Raw genomic sequence first — 21,279 nt, forward strand, 5'->3', positions numbered from 1 at the left:
TCAACTCCCGTAACCGTATTTATAGAGTAGCCGGACCAGAACCTGAAAACCGTGCATCAGGTCTGCTTCAGCTGTATATTCAAGTGGATTATGACTAATACCGTCCTGACTCGGCACAAAGATCATGGCCGTCGGACAAGCCGGCTGAAAAATCTGCGAATCATGTCCCGCGCCGCTTGGCATTAACCAGTAGGACAACTGCTCCTGCTCACAGGTATCCTGAATGTCTGAGATCATCAGTGCGTTCATGGGAATAGGTGTGACGGATAGATGCTCTTCCCAGTCCAGTACAAGCTGCTGCTCGGCTGAGATACGACTAAATGCCTGGAGCATATCCTGCCAGCAGCGATCAATACTCTCCTGCCGGATATGGCGGATATCGAGTGAAAACACCGCCCGTGCTGCAACTACATTCCCAACACCCGGATCGGCCGTGATTCGCCCAACCGTGGCTACAAGCGGTTCTCCTGCATCCAATGCGACACTCCTTACCACAGTAATCATCTCGGCTGCTCCGGCAAGTGCGTCTTTGCGCCAGGACATCGGCGTCGTTCCTGCGTGATTCGCTTCTCCGCTAACGGTAATACTAAACCGTTTCTGACCTACGATATCGGATACAACTCCAATCGAATGTCCAAGACGTTCCAGAACCTGACCTTGCTCAATGTGAAGCTCAATAAAGGCACCGTAATTTTTCGCGGCAGGTCTATATGCACTATCGGGTCCAAAACCCGCATCCCGGATCGCTTGTGCAAAGGTAACGCCATCTTGATCCTTCAAATGCTTTACATCTTCCAGAGTCGTCATTCCTGTTATACTGCGTGAACCCCAATACGCAAAAGGAAAGCGACTTCCCTCTTCTTCGCATAACGATACCACTTGAAGTGTGCGTTTCGGTGCTCCGAAATGCTTCTGCAAATACTCCAAAGCAAGGACACCCGCCACCACACCGTAAGCACCATCATATTTGCCGCCATACACCACCGTATCAATATGTGATCCGGTCACAATCGGTAATTCTTCAGCACCAGTCGCTGATTCCTTACCCTCACTCTTGAGTGTGCCATACAGATTACCGGACTGGTCAAATTCGGGAGACAATCCTTTCTCCTGCATTTTGGATGCAAGGGCACCTTGTGCTTCACACCAAGCCGAGTCATACAACAGTCTTGTAACGCCGCCCTGTGCATCCGCGCCATATGTCGACAGCCAGTCAAGCATGGCTTGCAGCTCCACCTGTTCCACATCCGGCAAAGGAAGAGGTGCATTATTTGTACCGGATGACCGGTATACTCCAGATTCTGTCATGGCGTCTCCTCCATTCCCGCTTCGCCGGGACTAGAAGAGTAAGCCACAATGTGTTGCCCGAGAGGCACAGGAGATAATCCGGATTCCGAGTTATATACCCGTTGCCCACGGCAAAATACGTCTGCAATCTGACAGTTAAATGTACGTCCCACATAAGGGCTCTGTTTATGCGTATAGAGCAGATCCTCTGTGTTCAGGCTTGTGCTTCTCTCCCAATCAATCAGGACCAGATCTGCATCCTTGTCAACTGCAATCTCTCCTTTGCTCTCCAGACCAAGCCTTCTGGCAGGTTGCAGGGAGAGCACTCTTCCGAGTAACGGGAGGTCGATATTGCGCTGAAGATGTCCGTCCTCCAGCATGATCAGCAGTGTGCTTTGCGCTCCAGATATACCGCCCCAGATTTCAAAAAAGTTATCGGATTGTTTCATGGATGGCGGACATGGAGAATGGTCTGAGGCAATAACATCAATTAATCCTGACGTCAGTGCATCCCATAACAGCTCCTGTTCGGAAGAGCTGCGAAGCGGTGGAGCGCATTTCGCTACGGCACCCAATCGGACCACATCCTGATCAATCAGCGTCAGATAATGAGGGCATGTCTCCGAAGTGACATCCTGCCCACGCCGTTTAGCCGCTGCAATCAAGTCCAGTGCTTCCCGGGTGCTAATATGCACAAAATGCAGCGCACACCCAGTCTGTTTACCATATTGCAACGCCCGGGCAACGGCAATGACTTCAGCTTCCACAGGTCGGGACCGGACATAATCCATCGCTTCAGTCCTTCCTTCTGCAATGCTTTTTGCACCGAGTTGGGCAACCATGCTTTCGTCCTCTGCATGAAGTGCCAGCACACGGTTTAATGTTGCAATTTCATGCATCCCATCCAATAGCGTGTGGTCATCGGCTCTGGCAAAGATGTCTTCCCCATCTCCACCTGGCTCGGACATAAATGCCTTGAATCCGGCAGCACCCAACCCTGCCAGTGGAGCAAGTTCCTCACGATTGCCGGGAACCAAACCTCCCCAGAAGGCATAATCAACATAGGATTGGTCGGCAGCTGCTTTCTTTTTCATCTCCCATGCTTCCGGCCTTGTGGTTGGTGGTACACCGTTAAGCGGCATATCGACATAGGTCGTGATTCCCCCTGCGGCAAGAGCTGCCGAACCCGATCGAAATCCCTCCCAACTGGCGAGTCCGGGTTCATTGAAGTGTACATGAATGTCCACGACACCCGGCATCACTGTAAGCCCCTCAGCTTCTATGATGCAAGTTGCTTCACCAGCGGTCAGCCGCGTGGATAGTTCCGTTATTTTTTCACCAGTTATACCAATATCCAGTTGTTCTACCCGATCTCTCAGCACCACCCGGGCCCCCCGGATGATGGTATCAAATGTTGTCATGTGGATGACCCTCCTCCTGAATCAGAACCGGATGTGTGCATGTTCAGCTTCCCCGGTATGTACTGTAACCCCCTGGAGCAATCAATAACGGAATATGATAATGGCTTGAGGCATCAGATACGGCAAAACGAATCGGAACAATCGTCCATAATGCCTGGCCTAGCTCCTCCAACGAACGCTGTGCGTAATAACTCTCGACATGGAATTGAAGCTCATATATGGCTGGCTCCAACTTGCCTCCATCCATCAGCGGTGCATCCAAACGTCCATCCGCATTGGTAACCGATTCAGCCACTTTTGTCTTGCTTTCCTGCTCCCCATCCCTCTTCAGGGTATACAGCTCGATCCGAACACCCGAAGCAGGCACGCCTTTGGATGTATCCAGCACATGAGTTGTAATTCGTCCATCAGACAGCGCCATTAGACGTCACCTGCTTTCCCGGAGTCACGGCCGTCTGTTCCCAGATCATCCCTTGTCATCGAGAAACCCTGGAATCCATATGGCGGTCTCGGCTCGGTAAACACTTTGCCTTCCCCCTCTTTTACTTCCTCCAGCACTGTCTCCCATGTCCGATTGTTAGACTCAAATGAAACCTCACTCAGTTGCTCAAATCGACTTAACAACCTTCGTCCAATCTGGTAGATCAGATGTTGAATGGAAGCGGATCGACACTCATGAAATACCGCAGCAGCCAAATCTCTGACCTGTTCCGCCGCTACATACCGTCCACGCTGATCGTCCATGCCATCTCTCGGATCTTCATAACGCCAATTGATGTTCAGAAAAATAAATAACGGTCGATCCCATGTCTCTGGAAGAGTGGTATATTCATCCTGCATGAATCCGGCAAATTCACTGCCTTTGACCTTGATCAGTCTCAGATCGGCTACACCACTGAAATGGTTGCTGAATTCAATTGAGTCTCCTGATCGTTCTGCTTCCACGGCAGCTGTCGCCCGATCATTCTGCGAATAACGAAATACGAGCGCACTCGGTCGATAACTTCCTTCTAATCCAATGGGTATATCTTCAAACGGAATCTGGTCCGCTGTCATCTGAACCTTGCTCATCTGCGGATACGTCTCCAGGAAACGCCGACTTACCAGCGCAAGAAATCCTTCCACCGTCGCTCCTGTGTAATCCGCTGCATGTTTGAGAATGAAATTTTTCATCGAATCGGTTGCGACCACCAGCGAATTATCCCCTTCTGCAAAAGAAGGCAAGAATTCATCCCCCTGCACAGCCACCTTGATGTTCAATCCAAACAGAATATTGCTGCGTCCCATAAAAGGAGATTCCGGAATGGACTGGATACCCGTCAACGGTTTGGCGTAGGAACGGTACATCCACACATCCCCTTTGCCGTAATACATCGTCCGCTGCTGCACTGTGGCTGGCTTGCTCACGAACTCATGTTCATGACCGATCTGTGCAAGCCACTGCTCCAAACGAATGCCCGCAATTTTGAATACTTCCTTCATTGCAGTCTCGAATTCTTCTTCCCTGCCTCGGCGATGACGTTGCCGCATGGATTCGAGGACGGAACTTGCGGTATGGCCTTTAACGGCCAATATGAATGGAAAGCCAAATTGGCTTGTATATACTTTGTTTAATTGTTGAATTTCGTTGAATTGTTCCTGTGAAAGTGAATCCAGCCCTGCACCAGCCTGCTCCTGAACGGAGTTGCTGCTCATGCTGATTCGCGCTCCAAGATCCGGGTGATTTCGAAGCAACTGCAACTTCACCTGGTCATCCGATGCCTGAACCACGTTTTTCATCACTTTCATCATCTGTTCAAATGAATCAAAAGGTCGTGAAAGCCCGGCATGCTCAGCCACCCATGGTGATTCCTCAAATAAGCCGCCAAACGTATGCACAAACTGTGTAATAGACCAGTTGTTAACAAGTTTAATTAAGTCGCTCATGTTAGAACCTCCGGTCTGTTGTGGATTATTGTTCTTCATTCTAAGTGCCGTTCAATGTCGCGACAACAATATTTACGCAATTTTGTAATATAACATAACATCAGAGTTGTGATTTGTTTGCTGTGCACGGGAAGAGCAGCTTTTGTTACCCTTAAACATGAAAAAACCGCACTCCATCAACGGAATGCGGTTCTTGGGGGTCTAACCCGGTAGCATTGTCATGTTGCACAATGTGCGGTCTAGAGTTGGACATTGTGCGGTCTTGCAACTGCTTTGTCCCGCACGAACTTGCGGAAGGTAAATACCAGCTTTAATTTAAGCAGATCATTCGTTTTCTTAAAGTCCATTTGCAGCAAGCTGCCAACTTTCTCCATACGATAAGTGACCGTGTTGCGATGCACAAACAGTTGCTTGGCAGCTTCATTGATCAGTCCGTCATTCTCGATAAAGGACTCCAATGTATTCATCAGCACCTGATTGGGGTCACCGTCCCTGGCAAGTAACGGTTCAAGTACTTTATTGCAGTAGTTCTCCATGATGTTATCCGGTACGTGTTGGAACACGTAGGCAAATTCGAGCATTTCAAATTGCAACGCACGGTCTTTCATGCCGAATCGACGAGCCAGTTGTCGAGTATCCAGACACTCCTGGTATGCTTCACGGAGCGATTTGGGCTCATGTTTCATTTTGCTGATCCAGAAACGCGGAGCCGGTGCTCCTTTTGCTTCTTGCGCTGCCAGAACATCACCGAAACGGCTCAAGAGAAAACTTGACAGCTCCTCTCCATAATCTCGCCCTGTTGGACAGGTGTAGATGGACAGAATGCCATCCTCAATCTGAAAATGCTGTGAGGCCGTGAATTGCATCAGCGGATTGTATTGCAACTCGCGATGAATCTGTTTAAGCAACTTTCCCTCGGCAAACAGAGTCGGCTCAAGTGTAATCAATACGCACTGATAAGTTCCCTGGAATAGATGTACACCTTTGTTCTCACTCAAGGTGGTCAATTCCTGAACAGTCATTTTGTTATCCAGATACTGTGAAAGCAGTGTACGCATCTCATCTTGCACGGTCGGATTAATATGCTCGCGATAAGTCATATCCATATAAAATGCCAGCACATCGGCAGCCTGTTGAAACAGCTCCTCCTCTGCTCGAAGCGATAGGGCTGAATCCGTAAACACAAGCAACGACCCGTACTCTTCATCATTTTGCTTAATCGGTACGCGATGACAGCTCCCTTGATTCCATTTCACTCGGTGCATGACGGATTTCCAAGGCCAGCCTTGGGTTACAGCATCCCCTGCAATGCCTTCACTACCATACAGCACATGCCCACGTGAACCAATGACGGCAAGCGGATAGTTCAGTACCGTGGCAAGTTCGGCAAACACATTCCGATGTGGCTGCTGTTGCAGCGCAAACTGCATTAATTTTTTCTGCTTTTGCACAACCTCATGCAGCAAACGGTTGCTACGTTCATGTTCAGCCTTGAACAAGGCATTCATCTGGTCGGAGAAGGTGAATTGAAAGGGGAGCTCAAGGAGTGGCAAACGAAGCCGATCAGCTTCCTCAACGATACCTTGGGGAATGGACTGCCAGAAACGTCCCAGCTTGATGCCGAGTCCTGCACAGCCGCGTTCATTCAAACGTCGCATCAAACGTAGTGCATCCGTCTCACTGTCTTTCATAATAAAAGCGGTGGTGAACAACATTTCTCCGGATTTGATCCAATCCGCGATATCAGGAGCGTCCATGACGTTAACGGATTTCATCATCCGTGAAGTCCCTTCTCCACCCGCAACCAGTTTGGCCTCTGACAACGGGTACACCTGTAAAGCCTCTTTAACCGTAAGTTGCATGGACAATACCTCCCATATATATAACACAATGTTATGTCATTCTGGTTAACGAAACTAAATTTCGTATTGTTTTTCTAATTAAATCCATATTTATGCGTTCAACTTTTATTTGTTGTTAAGTATTATAACATCAATTTTCTGAATAAAGCTTACACGGCAAAAAAATAAAACCTATGACCTAATTACAGCGCACTTTCCTGTAATCGGCATAGGTTTTTAGATCAGATTTCCATGGTTTCGTGATTCATCCATAATTTCATACGGGATAATACATCTTTGATATTCAATGGCTTGCTGAGATAGTCCGAAGCACCTGCTGCAATACATTTCTCCCGATCCTCTTTCATGGCCTTGGCTGTCAGCGCAATAATCGGAAGCTGAGTCAGACCAAGTCGTTCACGGATCTGGCGAGTTGTCTCATAACCATCCAGTTCCGGCATCATAATATCCATCATGATGATATCAGGCTTGACTCCTCCACGCTCCAGCAATTCCAGACACTCGTACCCGTTCTGCGCTGAAATGACATTCATACCGTATTGCTCAAGGGCGTTAGCCAGGGCATATACATTACGTATATCATCATCAACGACAAGTACTTGGCGTCCGCTGAGCAACGCTTCTTCCAGAGGTGTCAATAAAACATCCGATTGTCCGGAAGTGATTGAAGGAAGCTTATTGATCTCAGGTGTAGTGGTAGCCACCTCATCCAGGAACAACCGCGATGCATTCATAGTCTCAGGTTCATCTCTTCGCAGTGGCAGGAATAGCGTGAACACGCTGCCCTGCCCCTCACGACTTGTTGCCGAGATTGAACCCCCCAGCAAATTCGCAAGCGATTGAGAGATAGACAGGCCAAGTCCGGTTCCCCCGTATTTACGTGCTGTAGCTCCATCCGCCTGTTTGAAAGCATCGAAGATCTGCACGAGTTTGTTATCCGCAATTCCGATCCCTGTATCACTGACGGAAAAAGCAATCACGTCGGTCTCTTGATCTTTCAATTCAGGATGAGCCAGACTCATTTTGGAGATGGTTAAGGCAACTTCACCCTCACTGGTGAACTTGAATGCGTTTGAGAGCAGGTTTCGGAGAATCTGATGCAATCTCATCTCATCCGTCACGATCGTTTCCGGTAAAGGACTTTGGAGCTGAATTCGGAAATCTATTTTTTTCTGTTCCGCTGTTTTCAGGAAATACTGGTTCATAACTTCAGGAACACTGCCCAGATAGACATCATCGAAATCCACTTCCATCTGTCCGGCTTCCACCTTGGATAGATCCAGAATATCATTGATCAGATTCAGCAGGTCTTTTCCTGATTTGTGAATGACTGAAGCATAGTTCTGCTCTTCACTATTCAAGTGTTGATTTTTATTTTCAGACAATATCTCAGATAAAATCAACATGCTGTTGAGCGGTGTCCGCAGTTCATGGGACATGTTCGCCAAAAATTCGGATTTGTACCCCGAGCTCGTTCGTAACTGATCTGCCACAACCGAAAGTTCATTGGCTGATGTCTCTGCAGCACTCTTCTGTACTTCCAGACGATCGTTAAGCATATGAAGCTCTTCGGTCTGCATCTGCAGTTCCTCCGTCTGAGACAACATCTCTTCGGTCTGAGCCTGAAGTTTCTCCGATTGTGCCTGTAATTCTTCATTTAGAACTTGTGACTCATCATATAATTGCTGTAATTCCATGCGAGTGACGGTAGAGTGTAGGGAAACACTAAAAATATCCGTCAGTTCTTGCATCAGCTTCATATCATTCTCTTGCAACGGCTTCATTGAAGCAAGCTCGATTACCGCAATCGTTCTGCCTTCGAAGAGGACCGGTACTACAGTAAGTGATGTGGCAGATGTATACCCAAGACCCGAAGAGATTCGGATATAGTTCTGGGGCAGATCATTCATGCGTAAAACTCTCTTCTCCACAGCACTTTGACCTACAAGCCCCTCACCCGGAGCAAGCGACACTTTACCGAGCGAACGTTCTTTCTCTCCATCCCCAGCATATGCAGCCAAGCGCAGCAGTCGATTGTCTTTCCAGTAATATAAGACGCTATAGGGAACTTCAAACAACACGGCAAGCTCGTTCAGGAACAAGCGGGACAATCCTTCCAGATTGGTCGGGTTCTGTAAGAGTGTGGCAATGCCTGTAATCTGGTCCTTGACCCGATTCTGTTCCTGTACTTCATCCAGTAATTTGTTGGTTTCGTGGCCCAGGTCTCCCACTTCATCATGTGTGCGCACCTGAATTCGCTGCTTCAGGTTTCCACCTTTGGAGATATCACTGATGGTTTGCATAACATCTCGCAACGTTTTGACGATATTTCCGGATATCACAATCGCAGCTGCAATGGATAATGCTGCAATAATACCCCACAGCGTGTACATAATCGTCAGCAGTGTGGAGCTGCGTCTGGCAAGTTCAGTAACCCTCGCCTCGGTCAGAGCGATCTCTGTATTACGGAAGGTTGTAAGTTGAGAGCGCAGCAGATCAATTTCAGTTTTACCCGGATCAGATTGAAAGAATGCAACAACTTTCGCTTGATCCCCTTGCTTTTTCAAGTCCACCGACGGCTCCCCAGCGATCTCAATCCAGCGTGTAATATGAGCTTTGATGCTTTGCAGACTCTGCTGCTGTGAAGGATTATCGCTAATGAGAGCATTCAACTGATCATAGTTGGAACTCCACTGGGATAGGCCTTGGGAATAAGGCTCCAAGTAACTTTCATTACCTGTAATCATGAATCCACGCTGTCCTGTCTCCATGTTCAAGACATTTTTTTCAATCGCGTTGGTCAGATTATGTACTTCCAGATCATGATGGGAGATAAAATCATTTTCCTTCTGTAACACATTAATTTGGGCCGTAAGCACTAACAGAACAGCTCCAAACAAAAGCACAACCACAAGATAGCCCAATAAAATTTTGGAGCGTATCGTAAATCTTCTCGTTTTTGACAACGCGGAAACCTCCAAATATATACGAATCCCATAATTAAATTAAAACTGGTGCATATGTAGTTTATATGTATACGTATAGTCTGACAAGCTTTAAGTTCATCGGTAATCATAAGAAAAACGACCTGCTTGTGCAGGTCGTCCTCTTCAGTGATCTATATTGCTCATTTTGGCTGATTTTAGGCCTTTGGAGCGATCATTTTGGCTGGATCGACATATTGATCAAATTGCTCTTCGGTAAGCAGGCCCGTTTGTAACGTCGCCTGTTTCAAAGACAAGCCTTCTTTATGTGCAAGTTTCGCGATTTTGGCTGCATTCTCATAACCAATATGCGGGTTAAGCGCTGTAACCAGCATAAGCGAATTGTTCAGATTATGTTCAATCTGATCCAGATTAGGCTCAATGCCCACGGCACACTTGTCATTAAACGCAATAATGGAGTCCGCCAGGAGTTGCACGGATTGCAAGAAGTTATAGATGATAACAGGTTTGAATACATTCAGTTCAAAATTACCCTGACTTGCCGCGAAACCAATCGCTGCATCATTACCCATGACCTGCGTAACCACCATAGTAATGGCCTCGCTCTGAGTTGGATTGACTTTACCCGGCATAATGGAGCTGCCTGGCTCATTCTCAGGAATACGGATTTCGCCCAATCCACTACGAGGGCCACTGGCCAACCAGCGGACATCATTGGCAATTTTCATCAAATCAGCTGCAAGCGCTTTAACCGCACCGTGCGCATACACAACTTCATCATGACTTGTAAGTGCGTGGAATTTGTTTGGTGCAGATACAAAATCTTTCCCCGTATGTTTGCCAATCTCCTTGGCAGTGAAGTCCCCAAAGTCCGGATGTGCATTAATGCCCGTTCCGACAGCTGTACCGCCGATCGCAAGCTCCTTCAGATACTGTACGCTTTCACGGATCATACGCTCACTCTTGCCCAGCATGGCTTCCCAACCACTGATCTCCTGACCAAGCGTAATTGGTGTTGCATCCTGGAGGTGGGTACGTCCAATCTTGATAATATCCTTGAATGCATCCGACTTGTCTGCAAAAGTGGCTTTTAATACCGCGATTGCTGGCAAAAGTTGATCCTCAACAGCCAGAACACCTGCGACATGCAGAGCCGTTGGGAATGTATCGTTGGAGCTCTGGGACATGTTCACGTCATCATTTGGATGCAGACGCTCTTCCTTGCCCTTTTGCTCCAGCAGTTGGTTCCCCAGATTGGCAATCACTTCGTTCACGTTCATATTGGATTGTGTTCCGCTTCCCGTCTGCCATACTACCAGTGGGAAATGGTCATCAATTCGGCCTGCAATAATCTCGTCTGCTGCATAAGCAATAGCATCGGACTTAGCCGCAGATAATTTACCTAATTTATGGTTACTGGCCGCAGCACTTTTTTTCAAAATGGCAAGGGCACGGATAACTTCCATCGGCATATGTTCACTGCCAATCGGGAAGTTCTCCTTGCTGCGCTGCGTCTGAGCTCCCCACAGCCTGTCGGCTGGTACTTTCATTTCGCCTAACGTATCTCTCTCAATGCGGTATTCCACTTGCTTGTCCTCCTCCAAAAAGATGGTTTGGGTCTCTACAAAGCTTGTGTATCTCGTCATATTATACATGATTTGCGAGCAGGTTTTCACCTTTTCGACAAAATTGTAAGCGTAGCGCAAAATGAGCGTGAATTATTTTTGTGACGCAATTGGATACAATCGGCTGCTCTGTTCGAATAGTTCACCTGGTTCCAAACCGATCAATCCGATTTCTTCTGCAGGTACGCCTTCAACATTAGGAGCGTTAACCAGGTTCATCTGTGGTTCAGGACAGAAGAATTCGCCACCCATGTTATTGTTCCAGATCATCCAGTGCTTGTAGGAGGTACCCACATCGTATACCAGTTTGTCTCCAGTACGGTTGTCCGTAAGTTCCATATAGTTACGTCCATTCTGCGGTTCCGCAGTGTAATGATTATCCATGGCAGCAAAGAACGGACTAACCCCGTCTGTCTTCAATTGTTCTTCCTCAGGTGTAAGCGGTTGAAATTGTCCTGTTGGCAGAGAACGCTCATTCAATTCACGACGTTGTCCAATCGTAACTTTAGCCGTGTAATCCGAGGCTTGACTGTCCGGTGCAAAAGGTACAGCAATCGCCGTGTGGAATGCAAACAAATTCGGCATATATTCAGTCCCGTTGTTGCGGACGATCAATTGTTGCTGAAGTCCTTGGCTGCTCAAAGAGTAACGAAGCGTCACCGTAAACGTAAACGGCAGGTACTGATGGAATGTATGTCCTTCTTTCACGTCCTGGCTAAGCAACACATAACTCTCCAGCTGATCAGAACCGTATCCCTCAACCTTCCACTCGGCATCATGCAAAAATCCATGCAAATGGTTACCTGTAGCCGGTTCGTTCACAGGCAACTGATAGACTTTACCATTCCAGGGGAAGCGTCCATCCTCATAACGGTTCGGTGGAGAAAGAATCGGAATTCCATAGACCGCAGGTGCAGCCATAAACTCATCCATCTGGTCCTGATTCGGTTCTCTCAAGTAACGAAAACCCTTTTCTGTATCACGAAAAGCAACGAGGTTGGCACCCACGCTAGGAATAACTGCCGCTTCAAACTGATTAAAACGAAGCCAAACGGCCGGAATCCCTCCAAATTGTTCTTCAAATGCTGCATTTTGCTGTGTCATCGTTATATGTACCTCCTGCATACTAAGGTTATATTATACGGCTCGACTATATCATGCCCGAGCGCAAAATACCAATCTATGATAGAGAACAAATTCATAATAGAAAAACAAAAAAGACAGGAAAAAGACAGCTGCAATACGTTACGGCTGTCTCTGCTGTCTTTCATATGATGGTTCAATTAATCCACATATTTGCCATGATCCGGCACAGTGCTCTCTTCAAAGTCCAGATCAAGCCGCTTCAAGGATTCACTCAGCATATCTCCGCTCAAGGCATGCCCGTGCCCGGTAATCGCAAGTTTCGGCTCCAGATGCCTGATATGCTGGACAGATTGATGAGCAGCCTGCCAATCGGTTGTGAAATAGGAAGGCGGGCCATGCAACTGTTTGTCCTGAAGCAACACACTCCACAGCGACTCCTGCTTCACTGTGATGATTGCATCTCCCGCAATTAACAAACGGTCTGCTTCCCGAAACAGCGACACATGTCCAGGCGTATGACCTGGCGTGTGCACCCACTCCCATCCTGATAGACCTGGAACGGAATGATCTTTGGGTAGACTGAATATCCGATCATCCAGATTGATTGCCTCATTAGGATAAGCGAATGACAACCTGGACATTAGACCTCCACCTACAGAAGGGTCCGCTGGCGGGTAATCTTTTAATCCCGTTAAATACGGAATTTCAAGCGGATGAGCATACACTGGCACACCCCAGAATTGTTCCAGTTCAATAACGGTTCCTACATGGTCGAAGTGACCATGCGTCAATATGATCGCAGACGGCGGACCTTGAAATCGTTCTGTTGCAACCTGAACAATATGATCTGTGAACCTCGCCATTCCGGTGTCCACGAGGACCCAGTTCCTGCTTCCTGGCTCTCCGATGAACACGACATTAACGAATAGTGTACGTAGACTGAGAATATCGGGCGCGACTTCTTCAAGTCCCGTCAATCCTTCTGTAATCAGATTGTCAGATGCCATTCACGGTTACCTCCCATTAGGCGGATTGTCTCTCTGGTTCCATTCATCTCGTAGACTTCCCTTTTCTGGATCATCTATTCAACATTTCCAATAAAATAGACGGTATACACCCTGTTTTGGGCATACACCGTCTAGTATAGTCATCGACACAACACAATAGAACAAGAACATCTCGGCCAGTTATGCCGGAAATGCCTCCAAAGCAGCATCGAGCAATTGATTGTACAGATCGTCATCATTCTCAAGCAACTCGTCCATACGCAGTAACTCTTCTTCATCACCGGATTGCTCCGTGAAATGCAAGCTATAGTCCCAGTCTTTTCCGTTCTTGCTCATGAAGGTAATCTCATATACTGACTTTTCGCCTTCTGTACGGTAAATGGTATTTCCCACGTATCCTTTTTCACCTTCACGGCGCATTTCAGCACTTATAATTTCAATATTCACAATCATTCTCTCCTTTAATCTTTCATCTACAGTCGGTCTCCAACATTTCTGGTAAACCTAGTTTGGTAATTATTATTGGTTAATTGTACAATATATAACGTAGCAACGTATACCTTATTCAATGAAGGAACCATTCTGAGTCCTTACATAGTTGTAATGAGGACTATAATAGCCAACAAGCTACGATATTATTATCACATTGGAGGAAAAAATAGCATGAATACTTTTGAAACGAATCTGCAGCAATATGCTGAACTGGCTGTACAAGTCGGTGTCAATGTCCATCCTGGACAGACACTCGTGGTTAACGCTCCAATCTCGGCAGCACACTTTGTACGACTGATTGTCAAAGCAGCCTACGGTAAAGGTGCGAAATTGGTCAAAGTTAACTGGAGTGATGAAACCGTTACACGTCTTCATTACGATCTTGCACCTGATGAAGCCTTCTCCATTGAACCGAAATGGTTTGCAGCTGAAATGACTGAACTGGTTGAAGAAGGTGCCGCTATTCTGCACGTCATCGCTGAAAATCCAGATTTGCTGAACGGTGTAGCGCAGGAACGCATTATTACCAGCCAAAAAGTGCGCGGCAAAGCGCTCGAAAAATATCGTTCTTATCAGATGGCTGACAAATTCAGCTGGTCTATCGTGGCCGTTCCTTCTCCGGAATGGGCAGCTAAAGTGTTCCCGGATCTGCCAGAAGCGCAACAAGTGGACCGCCTGTGGGATGTCATTTTCAAAACGGTACGGATCGGTGAGCAGGATGCTGTTGCCGAATGGAAAACCCATTTGCAAAACCTGGATTCCCGCGCTGATCTGTTGAACAACAAAAAATACAAGAAGCTTCACTATACAGCTCCAGGCACAGACTTGACCATTGAACTTCCAGAAGGCCATATCTGGGTATCCGGTGGAAGTGTGAATGAGCAAGGACATGTCTTTATTGCCAATATGCCTACGGAAGAAGTATTCACGGCTCCGCTGAAAACGGGTGTTAACGGTACAGTGCGAAGCACGAAACCACTGAGCTACGGCGGCAACCTGATTGACGGTTTCTCACTAACATTCGAGAACGGCCGAATTGTTGACTATACCGCCGATCAAGGTCTCGATGCACTCAAAAACCTGATCGAGATAGATGATGGCGCACACTATCTGGGTGAAGTAGCCCTCGTTCCACATCAGTCCCCAATTTCCGATACCAATATTTTGTTCTACAATACTTTGTTTGATGAAAATGCCTCCAACCATTTGGCGATTGGTAATGCCTATGCCTTCTGTCTGGAAGGTGGTAAAACGATGTCCAAAGAAGAGCTGATTGAACGTGGTATGAACTCCAGCCTCACTCATGTAGACTTCATGATTGGATCCGGAGAAATGAACATCCACGGTGTGACCTCCGAAGGCGCGGAAGAGCCGATCTTCCTGCAAGGAAACTGGGCATTCTAATCCCGTTTGATGTGATTTAGGAGAGAGGAGATTACTCCTCTCTTTTCCTGCGTCAACAGGTCAAAAATTCAACAATTGGAGGGAACTCATATGTTAAGTTTTGAACAAAAACTGGATCGTTACGCTGAACTTGCTGTAAGAGTAGGTGCTAATGTGCAACCAGGGCAAGTATTTGTCATCTCTGCGATGATTGATACCGCTGAATTTGTACGTTTGCTGGTAAGTAAGGGATATGAAGCTGGAGCCAAGCAGGTGATTGTAAAATACGGAGATGAAACCGTCAATCGATTGCGGTTTGAAATGGCCCCTGAGGAATCCTTCCAAGAGCCGCCGAAATGGCATGCAGCGGAGCTTGAAGAACTGGCGGCCAATAATGCAGCCTTCCTGACCGTATTGTCATCCAGCCCAGACCTGATGAAAGGTATTGACCCGGAGCGGATTTCCACCCATCAGCGTACATATGGTCAGGCGATGGCCAAGTACCGTCATTATCAACAGGCGGATAAAATGAGCTGGACGGGTGTGGCATGTCCTTCGCCCGATTGGGCAGCCAAAGTATTCCCGGATCTCCCGGCAGCTGAGCAGGTTAGCCAGTTGTGGGAAGCCATTTTTGCTGCGGTGAGAGCCGATCTGGAGGACCCTGTAGCGGCTTGGGAACAGCATATTGAACGACTGGAGACCAAAGCCGTTGCCCTGAACAACAAGAAGTATCAAGCATTACACTTCCTCTCCCCAGGGACGGATCTTACTGTCGAGCTTCCAGAAGGTCATATCTGGGCGCAGGCAGGTAGCGTGAATGAGCAAGGCACCCCTTTTGTCGCGAATATCCCGACAGAGGAAGTATTCACCGCTCCAGCCAAACATGGCGTTAATGGCAAAGTGTCCAGCACCAAACCACTCAGCTATGGCGGCAGTATCATTGATCATTTTTCGCTCACATTTGAGAACGGACGTATCATTGATTTTCATGCTGAAGAAGGTCAGGATACGCTGGAAAGACTCATTTCCATGGATGAAGGATCTCATTACCTCGGCGAAGTCGCTTTGGTTCCCTTCCATTCACCGATCTCTGAGAGTGGCATCCTGTATTACACTACATTGTATGATGAGAATGCGTCGTGCCATCTTGCGATTGGCAGTTCCTATGCATTTAATATCGAAGGTGGCAAAACGATGTCTCCTGAAGAGCTTGCAGCCCGTGGCATGAACACCAGCATCACCCATGTGGACTTCATGATGGGCTCTCCCGAGACGGACATTTACGGTATCACGGCAAACGGCGAACGCGAAGCCATCTTCCTTAAGGGAGACTGGGCATTCTAACTGATCACGGAGAGTTATCTCCTGTAAGGTATTTTCAATGAACGGTCGAATAGGCTGTCTTGCAACCATGTATTCATGGTTGGTGAGACGGCCTTTTATTAATTTTCAGCAAACTTTCCCGCATGTTATACACACTTCTCTCATCTGGTTTTTCCCGGACCAACCTCCCATTGTACCGTTTCCATATTATGTTGTAAAATGTAATGATACCAATGTTTGTGGACTGTTCACCAGAAAGGAGAACATCATGGCCAATCGGCTCCAGTTATTACTAGCCTCAGATTTCCATAATTTAGGCTCTGCACTTCAAGAAGAAGTGTATTATGAATATTATAATATGGTACATGGTCTTATCGTTTATATCATCAAGGAGCGTGCTGCAGCAGAAGATATTATTCAGGAAGCTTTTATCAAAATCATTAAAAACAAACCCATCTTTGAAGACGAGGTCAAACTGAAAGCCTGGCTCAAGGTTGTCACACGGAACACAGCTATTAATTATCTGAGAAAAAATAAAAATAACCGTAACCAATTGGATACGGATAGTGTTTTTATAGATATGGAGACAATGAATCAGACGGCAGCTTCCGTGGAAAGCATGGTAGAAACGCAGATGATGGAAGAGTCCATTGAATATTATCTCAGACAGCTCAAACCGGAATATCGTGTATTGGTGGAGTTACGGTGGAAAAAAGGTCTCTCCTACCGAGAGATGGCCGAACTGCTGGATACCTCCGAAGACATTGTGAAGCAACGTTTGTTCAGAGCTCGTGGCAGTATCAAGAAGAAATTACATAAGGAATGGGGTGGAAGCATTGAGCAAAGGCAAGTCCGATAAAAACGTGGAGCAATTCGATTCAGAGCTGGAAGACGAATATTTCGACGCTGCGTTTGACCTGGCTTTTGATGAAGCTTTCCATCAGGCCGTCTCTGCCCCTTCCGCCTCCCATACCGAAGCCATGCAGCAATCCTGGCAGAAGGTAAACAGGGAAATTAACAGAATCGGTTTACGTAAAAAAAGAATACGTACCTTGCGACTTTCAGTCGTCGTAGCTGCGTCCGTGACCATCGGAGCCGTTATTTTCAGCCTGCCGTCCGGTACGCAAGCGGTATCCCCTTTTGTGCAATCCATCAAGGATTGGGGCAATGGCATGAAATCCATTATCATTGAGGATCGTACGACCCAACTGGGGGCTGATCCGTCAACAGCCAAAACGCCTCCACCACCAGAAACTAGCTTGGACGACATTCTTAAAGTACAAGAAGAAGAAGCTCTTAATACACCTTCGTATGAGTTATCGAGCCATCTGTTTCGTCCAGTACTTGTTACGGAAGAGATCGCACGCGAAGGGTTCATGGGTGACTTTCTGTTATCCAATGCCATTCCCGAGCGATTCAACAAGGTCAAATTCGAACTTGTGCTTGATACTGAAAACCCTGTGAATCCAGACGATTATTATGAGTCCACACAAATGAGAGTTCAATATACGAGTGAAGGCAAGAGCATAGAGGATGAGATTATCCAGTTTGATTATGTCCATGTCATGCCTGGGGAGAAAATTGAAGGGGCCATGCTTCGTGATATGAGCACCGTAAAGCTGGCGGATGGCTCGGAAGCACTGATGTATATCGGCCCACCCTATAACTCCTTTCAGTGGATGATGGGTTCCAACAATATGAGTCTGTTTGGCACCCTTTCGGAAGAAGAAATGACTGCTATTGCCAACGATTTTCAAGAGCAGAAGTTTCCAGGCAGCACCCGTCGATAAGATCAAAATAACACGGTGCCAGAGACATGTTTGCTTGTATCCGTGGTACTTCCATCATACGCTGTATGAATACTGGTAACGCGATAATAATATCCTGGCATAACGGTCCAATCCGATGCGGCATTCAGTAAGTTTGTATTCGTTGCATTGTTGGAACTGGTTTTAAAAGTTACCCATGCTGTTCCTGTCCAGCGCTCAAGTCGATAATCTACGGAAAGTGTCTTCATTGCTGTATATGTCATGGTCTTGGTATTGACGATAGCCGATAGTCCACCCCCAGGAATGACTGCACCGACCGCTTGATAGATATGTCCAAGTTCTCGAGTGTTAGCAAGCGAATGGATGGATGGTTCCGGCGGCGGTGGGGGTGTAAGGGCACCAGAGGACACGTTGATCATCGGGCTTGCAACGGCTGGTTCGGACGTAGGTATAGCCAGGATTGTTGGCACCATTAACCAGGCAACAAGGGTTATTTTTAGCATAGATGCTGCACTCTTTGTTTTCATTTTCCGCATATTGATCCATCCTCCGCTTCCATACTTGATTTTGTGTAAGGGTATAAACGGACGGATCGGGTGACAGGTTTCAAAAAAAATTAGACGCTCCGATGTTTCTGTCGGCAGCGTCTTTTATTGCATGCATCTCCAGCATGGTTGAAACCTAAATTATTCCAGCTCGTATGTATTGGGTAATGGATACACGAAACCATATGAACCAACAAGATTTGCAAATGAGGTGTAAAACTTGAGTAAATTTCAATTCAAATCCAGAAGGCATCGTCACAGCTCCAATCCGAATCAACTACATATCGAAGTTTCCGGCTCGTTCAAACGTTGGCTTGTTATCTTGGTGAGTGCGCTTACCGCAGGGACCTTAATATATTTCTTGGCTACAGCTCGAGAAAGCTGGATAAGCATGGGGATTGACCGCTATGTATTGCCCTTTATGATCTGGGGACTTGTACTGTCCCCCGTCCTTGCATTTCTTTTACTCAAGCAGAGCGGACGAACCCTTTCCCATGTCAAATTTTTACGTGTTTTCGGGATTGCTTTCTCCCTTCTGCCTCTGGTACTTCTGTTTTATGTGTTACCCGTAACACTTGGCATGGTGAATGATCACCTGACCCAGTATAAGCAAAATCCGGTATTATCCACCACTAAGGTGGGGGACTACAATTCTTACGAGGTTACTTTTGTCGATACGCCTATGTACGCCATCATCACCATTAAGACACCAACAACAACCCAATCCACTCGAAAAAAGCTAAATATCCAGTATGATCTGGCTCCGGGAGAGAATGTTTACGTCACTTATAAGCGAATTTCTATCGAGAACAGCTTGGTCACGGAGAATCATTACGCCGATATTGTCATTCATGCACCCAAAGAATCATGAGCATGCAAAAAAAGCTGTACGATGACCATTACGTCACCATACAGCTTCATTTGTTACAATTTCGATCTGGCTACGCGCCTTCTTCTTCAACCAATAGTTCCAGCTTAATCACATTTACTCGGGAAATCCGCTTATGCTCTGTCTCTTGAATGACAAATACATAACCCCCATACTCAACCGATTGACCAACCTCAGGTGGAATGGCATCTACTCTGGAGTATAACCAGCCCCCGATGGTATCGTAATCGGCACGATCCATCTCCAGTCCGAATCGTTCGCTGACTTCTTCAATCAGCATCAATCCATCAATAGAGTATTCCATCTCATCCACTTGTTCAATGACAGGACGTTCATGGTCGAATTCATCCTGAATCTCGCCTACGATCTCTTCCATGATATCTTCAAGTGTGACAAGCCCGGAGGTTCCCCCGTATTCATCAATCAGAATCGCAATCTGTGTCTTGCTACGCTGCATACGTTTGAGCAGATCACTGATTAGCGTGGTATCTGGCACAGCCAGGATGGGCCGGATTACGGAGATGGTATCCGTAAGTTGGGATCGCATCAGATCCTTAATGTGAATAAAGCCGATAATATGATCCTTGTCTCCGTTATATACCGGATACCTTGTTCGCATACTCTCACTGGCAATCTCCAGATTCTCCAGCATGGACTCATTGGCATTCAGACAGATCATTTCCGTCCGCGGAATCATAATTTCACGGGCGGTTGTATCCGTAAAATCAAATATATTATCAACAAGTGCTAATTCAGTGTTATCAATTAAACCGCTCTTATTGCTTTCTTTCATCAGAATACGTATTTCATCTTCGCTATGTGCCGAGTCAATCTCCGAAGCTGGTGCTATTCGGAACAGTCTCAACAAACCGTTAGCCATACCGTTCAGTGCCCATATGAATGGATACATTAACTTGTAGAAAAACGTTAGCAAAGCCGCAGACCACAACGTGATCGTCTCAGACTTTCGAATCGCCATCGTTTTGGGGGCAAGTTCTCCCAGTACAATGTGCAAGATCGTAATAATCACAAATGCAATGGCAATAGAGATTCCATGAACGTAGACTGGTCCCAGTCCAAGTGCGGTAAACATGGGCTCTAACAGATGTGCAATTGCCGGTTCTCCCAGCCACCCGAGTCCCAGTGAAGCCAAAGTTATACCTAGTTGGCAAGCGGATAGATATGCATCCAGATTACGTACGATATTGGAAGCATAGATGGCATTTTTGTTGCCTGTTTCCACCAAAGCCTCAATCCGGCTTCCACGAACTTTCACCATCGCAAATTCCGCCGACACAAAGAAACCATTCATTAATACAAGTAAACCAATGATTACTAAATTTAAAATACTCGGTAAGGGGTCACTCAAATTTTCATCCTATTTGCCGTCATTCTTCGGCAAATAGGTCCACCTCCTTCGAAAATGTAGGATATTTGCCATTCTGCCGCTCATATGCAATTTCAACTTCCCAATGCTTCCACCTCCACCTTGTTCTGTCGAATAAAAAAGATATGCTTCTTTTATTATATAATTCTAAACTACACAGTCAATCCGTGTCCTATGACAACGAAATGGCACAAACGCCTTTTTTCTTGAACAAAAGTCTCGATTACGCTGTTTTTTTAACATTTCACAAACAATGATCTACCATAACCAAACCAAAAAGAGCATCCTCGCTCATGCTTCGACATGGCTGGATACTCTCTTTTTTGTAATAC

17 protein-coding genes are annotated in these 21,279 nt (G+C 46.6%); 5 read left to right on the forward strand and 12 right to left on the reverse strand.

The features are described 5' to 3' along the window. The 10 genes from MHH25_RS17225 to MHH25_RS17270 form a co-directional block, all read right to left on the reverse strand. Nucleotides 1–1,308, reverse strand: coding sequence for a Zn-dependent hydrolase (locus MHH25_RS17225; RefSeq protein WP_340017639.1), 1,308 nt, complete (start codon nucleotides 1,306–1,308; stop codon nucleotides 1–3). Then, on the reverse strand, nucleotides 1,305–2,708 hold the full coding sequence (gene allB, locus MHH25_RS17230; RefSeq protein ID WP_340017640.1) for an allantoinase AllB: 1,404 nt from the start codon (nucleotides 2,706–2,708) through the stop codon (nucleotides 1,305–1,307). Before allB ends, MHH25_RS17225 begins: the two co-directional genes overlap by 4 nt. Nucleotides 2,709–2,751: 43 nt before the next feature. Next, a complete protein-coding gene (uraH, locus tag MHH25_RS17235; RefSeq protein ID WP_340017641.1) occupies nucleotides 2,752–3,129 on the reverse strand; it encodes a hydroxyisourate hydrolase in 378 nt (125 codons plus the stop codon). Beyond that, nucleotides 3,129–4,634: a factor-independent urate hydroxylase gene (gene pucL / locus MHH25_RS17240; RefSeq protein WP_340017642.1), complete on the reverse strand. Its 1,506-nt coding sequence runs from the start codon at nucleotides 4,632–4,634 to the stop codon at nucleotides 3,129–3,131. The genes uraH and pucL overlap by 1 nt, the downstream gene beginning before the upstream one ends. Before the next feature lie 239 nt (nucleotides 4,635–4,873). Beyond that, nucleotides 4,874–6,496 (reverse strand): PucR family transcriptional regulator, encoded by a 1,623-nt coding sequence (locus MHH25_RS17245; RefSeq protein ID WP_127550701.1) that lies wholly within the window; start codon nucleotides 6,494–6,496, stop codon nucleotides 4,874–4,876. A 221-nt stretch (nucleotides 6,497–6,717) separates the two neighbouring features. Next, entirely contained in the window at nucleotides 6,718–9,462 is a 2,745-nt protein-coding gene (locus MHH25_RS17250) for a CHASE3 domain-containing protein (protein ID WP_340017643.1), read from the reverse strand. 176 nt (nucleotides 9,463–9,638) lie between these two features. After that, a complete protein-coding gene (fumC, locus tag MHH25_RS17255) occupies nucleotides 9,639–11,027 on the reverse strand; it encodes a class II fumarate hydratase (RefSeq protein WP_076250332.1) in 1,389 nt (462 codons plus the stop codon). A 132-nt stretch (nucleotides 11,028–11,159) separates the two neighbouring features. Then, a complete protein-coding gene (locus tag MHH25_RS17260; RefSeq protein ID WP_340017644.1) occupies nucleotides 11,160–12,170 on the reverse strand; it encodes an aldose 1-epimerase in 1,011 nt (336 codons plus the stop codon). Between the two features lie 179 nt (nucleotides 12,171–12,349). Further along, nucleotides 12,350–13,159 carry an MBL fold metallo-hydrolase gene (locus tag MHH25_RS17265; protein ID WP_036673769.1) on the reverse strand — a complete coding sequence of 270 codons (810 nt, stop codon included), beginning with the start codon at nucleotides 13,157–13,159 and terminating at the stop codon, nucleotides 12,350–12,352. Nucleotides 13,160–13,339: 180 nt separating this feature from the next. After that, the gene (locus MHH25_RS17270) at nucleotides 13,340–13,606 is read right to left on the reverse strand and encodes a hypothetical protein (RefSeq protein ID WP_340017645.1); all 267 of its coding nucleotides are present in this window, start codon (nucleotides 13,604–13,606) and stop codon (nucleotides 13,340–13,342) included. 216 nt (nucleotides 13,607–13,822) lie between these two features. On the opposite strand from MHH25_RS17270, the gene MHH25_RS17275 reads away from it, so the two are divergent. The 4 genes from MHH25_RS17275 to MHH25_RS17290 all read left to right on the forward strand — a co-directional run bounded on the left by MHH25_RS17275 (nucleotide 13,823) and on the right by MHH25_RS17290 (nucleotide 18,147). Continuing rightward, nucleotides 13,823–15,055: an aminopeptidase gene (locus MHH25_RS17275; protein WP_036613753.1), complete on the forward strand. Its 1,233-nt coding sequence runs from the start codon at nucleotides 13,823–13,825 to the stop codon at nucleotides 15,053–15,055. A gap of 90 nt (nucleotides 15,056–15,145) precedes the next feature. After that, complete coding sequence (locus tag MHH25_RS17280) at nucleotides 15,146–16,378, forward strand: aminopeptidase (protein ID WP_340017646.1); 1,233 nt, start codon at nucleotides 15,146–15,148, stop codon at nucleotides 16,376–16,378. Nucleotides 16,379–16,625: 247 nt separating this feature from the next. Further along, a complete protein-coding gene (locus MHH25_RS17285; protein ID WP_017688141.1) occupies nucleotides 16,626–17,216 on the forward strand; it encodes a sigma-70 family RNA polymerase sigma factor in 591 nt (196 codons plus the stop codon). Continuing rightward, nucleotides 17,194–18,147: a hypothetical protein gene (locus MHH25_RS17290; protein ID WP_339193667.1), complete on the forward strand. Its 954-nt coding sequence runs from the start codon at nucleotides 17,194–17,196 to the stop codon at nucleotides 18,145–18,147. The genes MHH25_RS17285 and MHH25_RS17290 overlap by 23 nt, the downstream gene beginning before the upstream one ends. Nucleotides 18,148–18,149: 2 nt before the next feature. On the opposite strand, the gene MHH25_RS17295 is transcribed toward MHH25_RS17290, so the two are convergent. Continuing rightward, nucleotides 18,150–18,662: a hypothetical protein gene (locus MHH25_RS17295; RefSeq protein ID WP_339193668.1), complete on the reverse strand. Its 513-nt coding sequence runs from the start codon at nucleotides 18,660–18,662 to the stop codon at nucleotides 18,150–18,152. A gap of 229 nt (nucleotides 18,663–18,891) precedes the next feature. Here MHH25_RS17295 and MHH25_RS17300 point away from each other — a divergent pair, with 229 nt between their 5' ends. Further along, nucleotides 18,892–19,542 carry a hypothetical protein gene (locus MHH25_RS17300; protein ID WP_339193669.1) on the forward strand — a complete coding sequence of 217 codons (651 nt, stop codon included), beginning with the start codon at nucleotides 18,892–18,894 and terminating at the stop codon, nucleotides 19,540–19,542. Nucleotides 19,543–19,612: 70 nt separating this feature from the next. Here MHH25_RS17300 and MHH25_RS17305 read toward each other — a convergent pair whose 3' ends face one another. Beyond that, complete coding sequence (locus tag MHH25_RS17305; protein ID WP_340017647.1) at nucleotides 19,613–20,929, reverse strand: hemolysin family protein; 1,317 nt, start codon at nucleotides 20,927–20,929, stop codon at nucleotides 19,613–19,615. Between the last annotated feature and the right edge of the window lie 350 nt (nucleotides 20,930–21,279).

The sequence above is a fragment of the Paenibacillus sp. FSL H3-0457 genome, from assembly GCF_037981725.1.
GTDB classification, from domain to species: Bacteria; Bacillota; Bacilli; order Paenibacillales; family Paenibacillaceae; genus Paenibacillus; species Paenibacillus amylolyticus.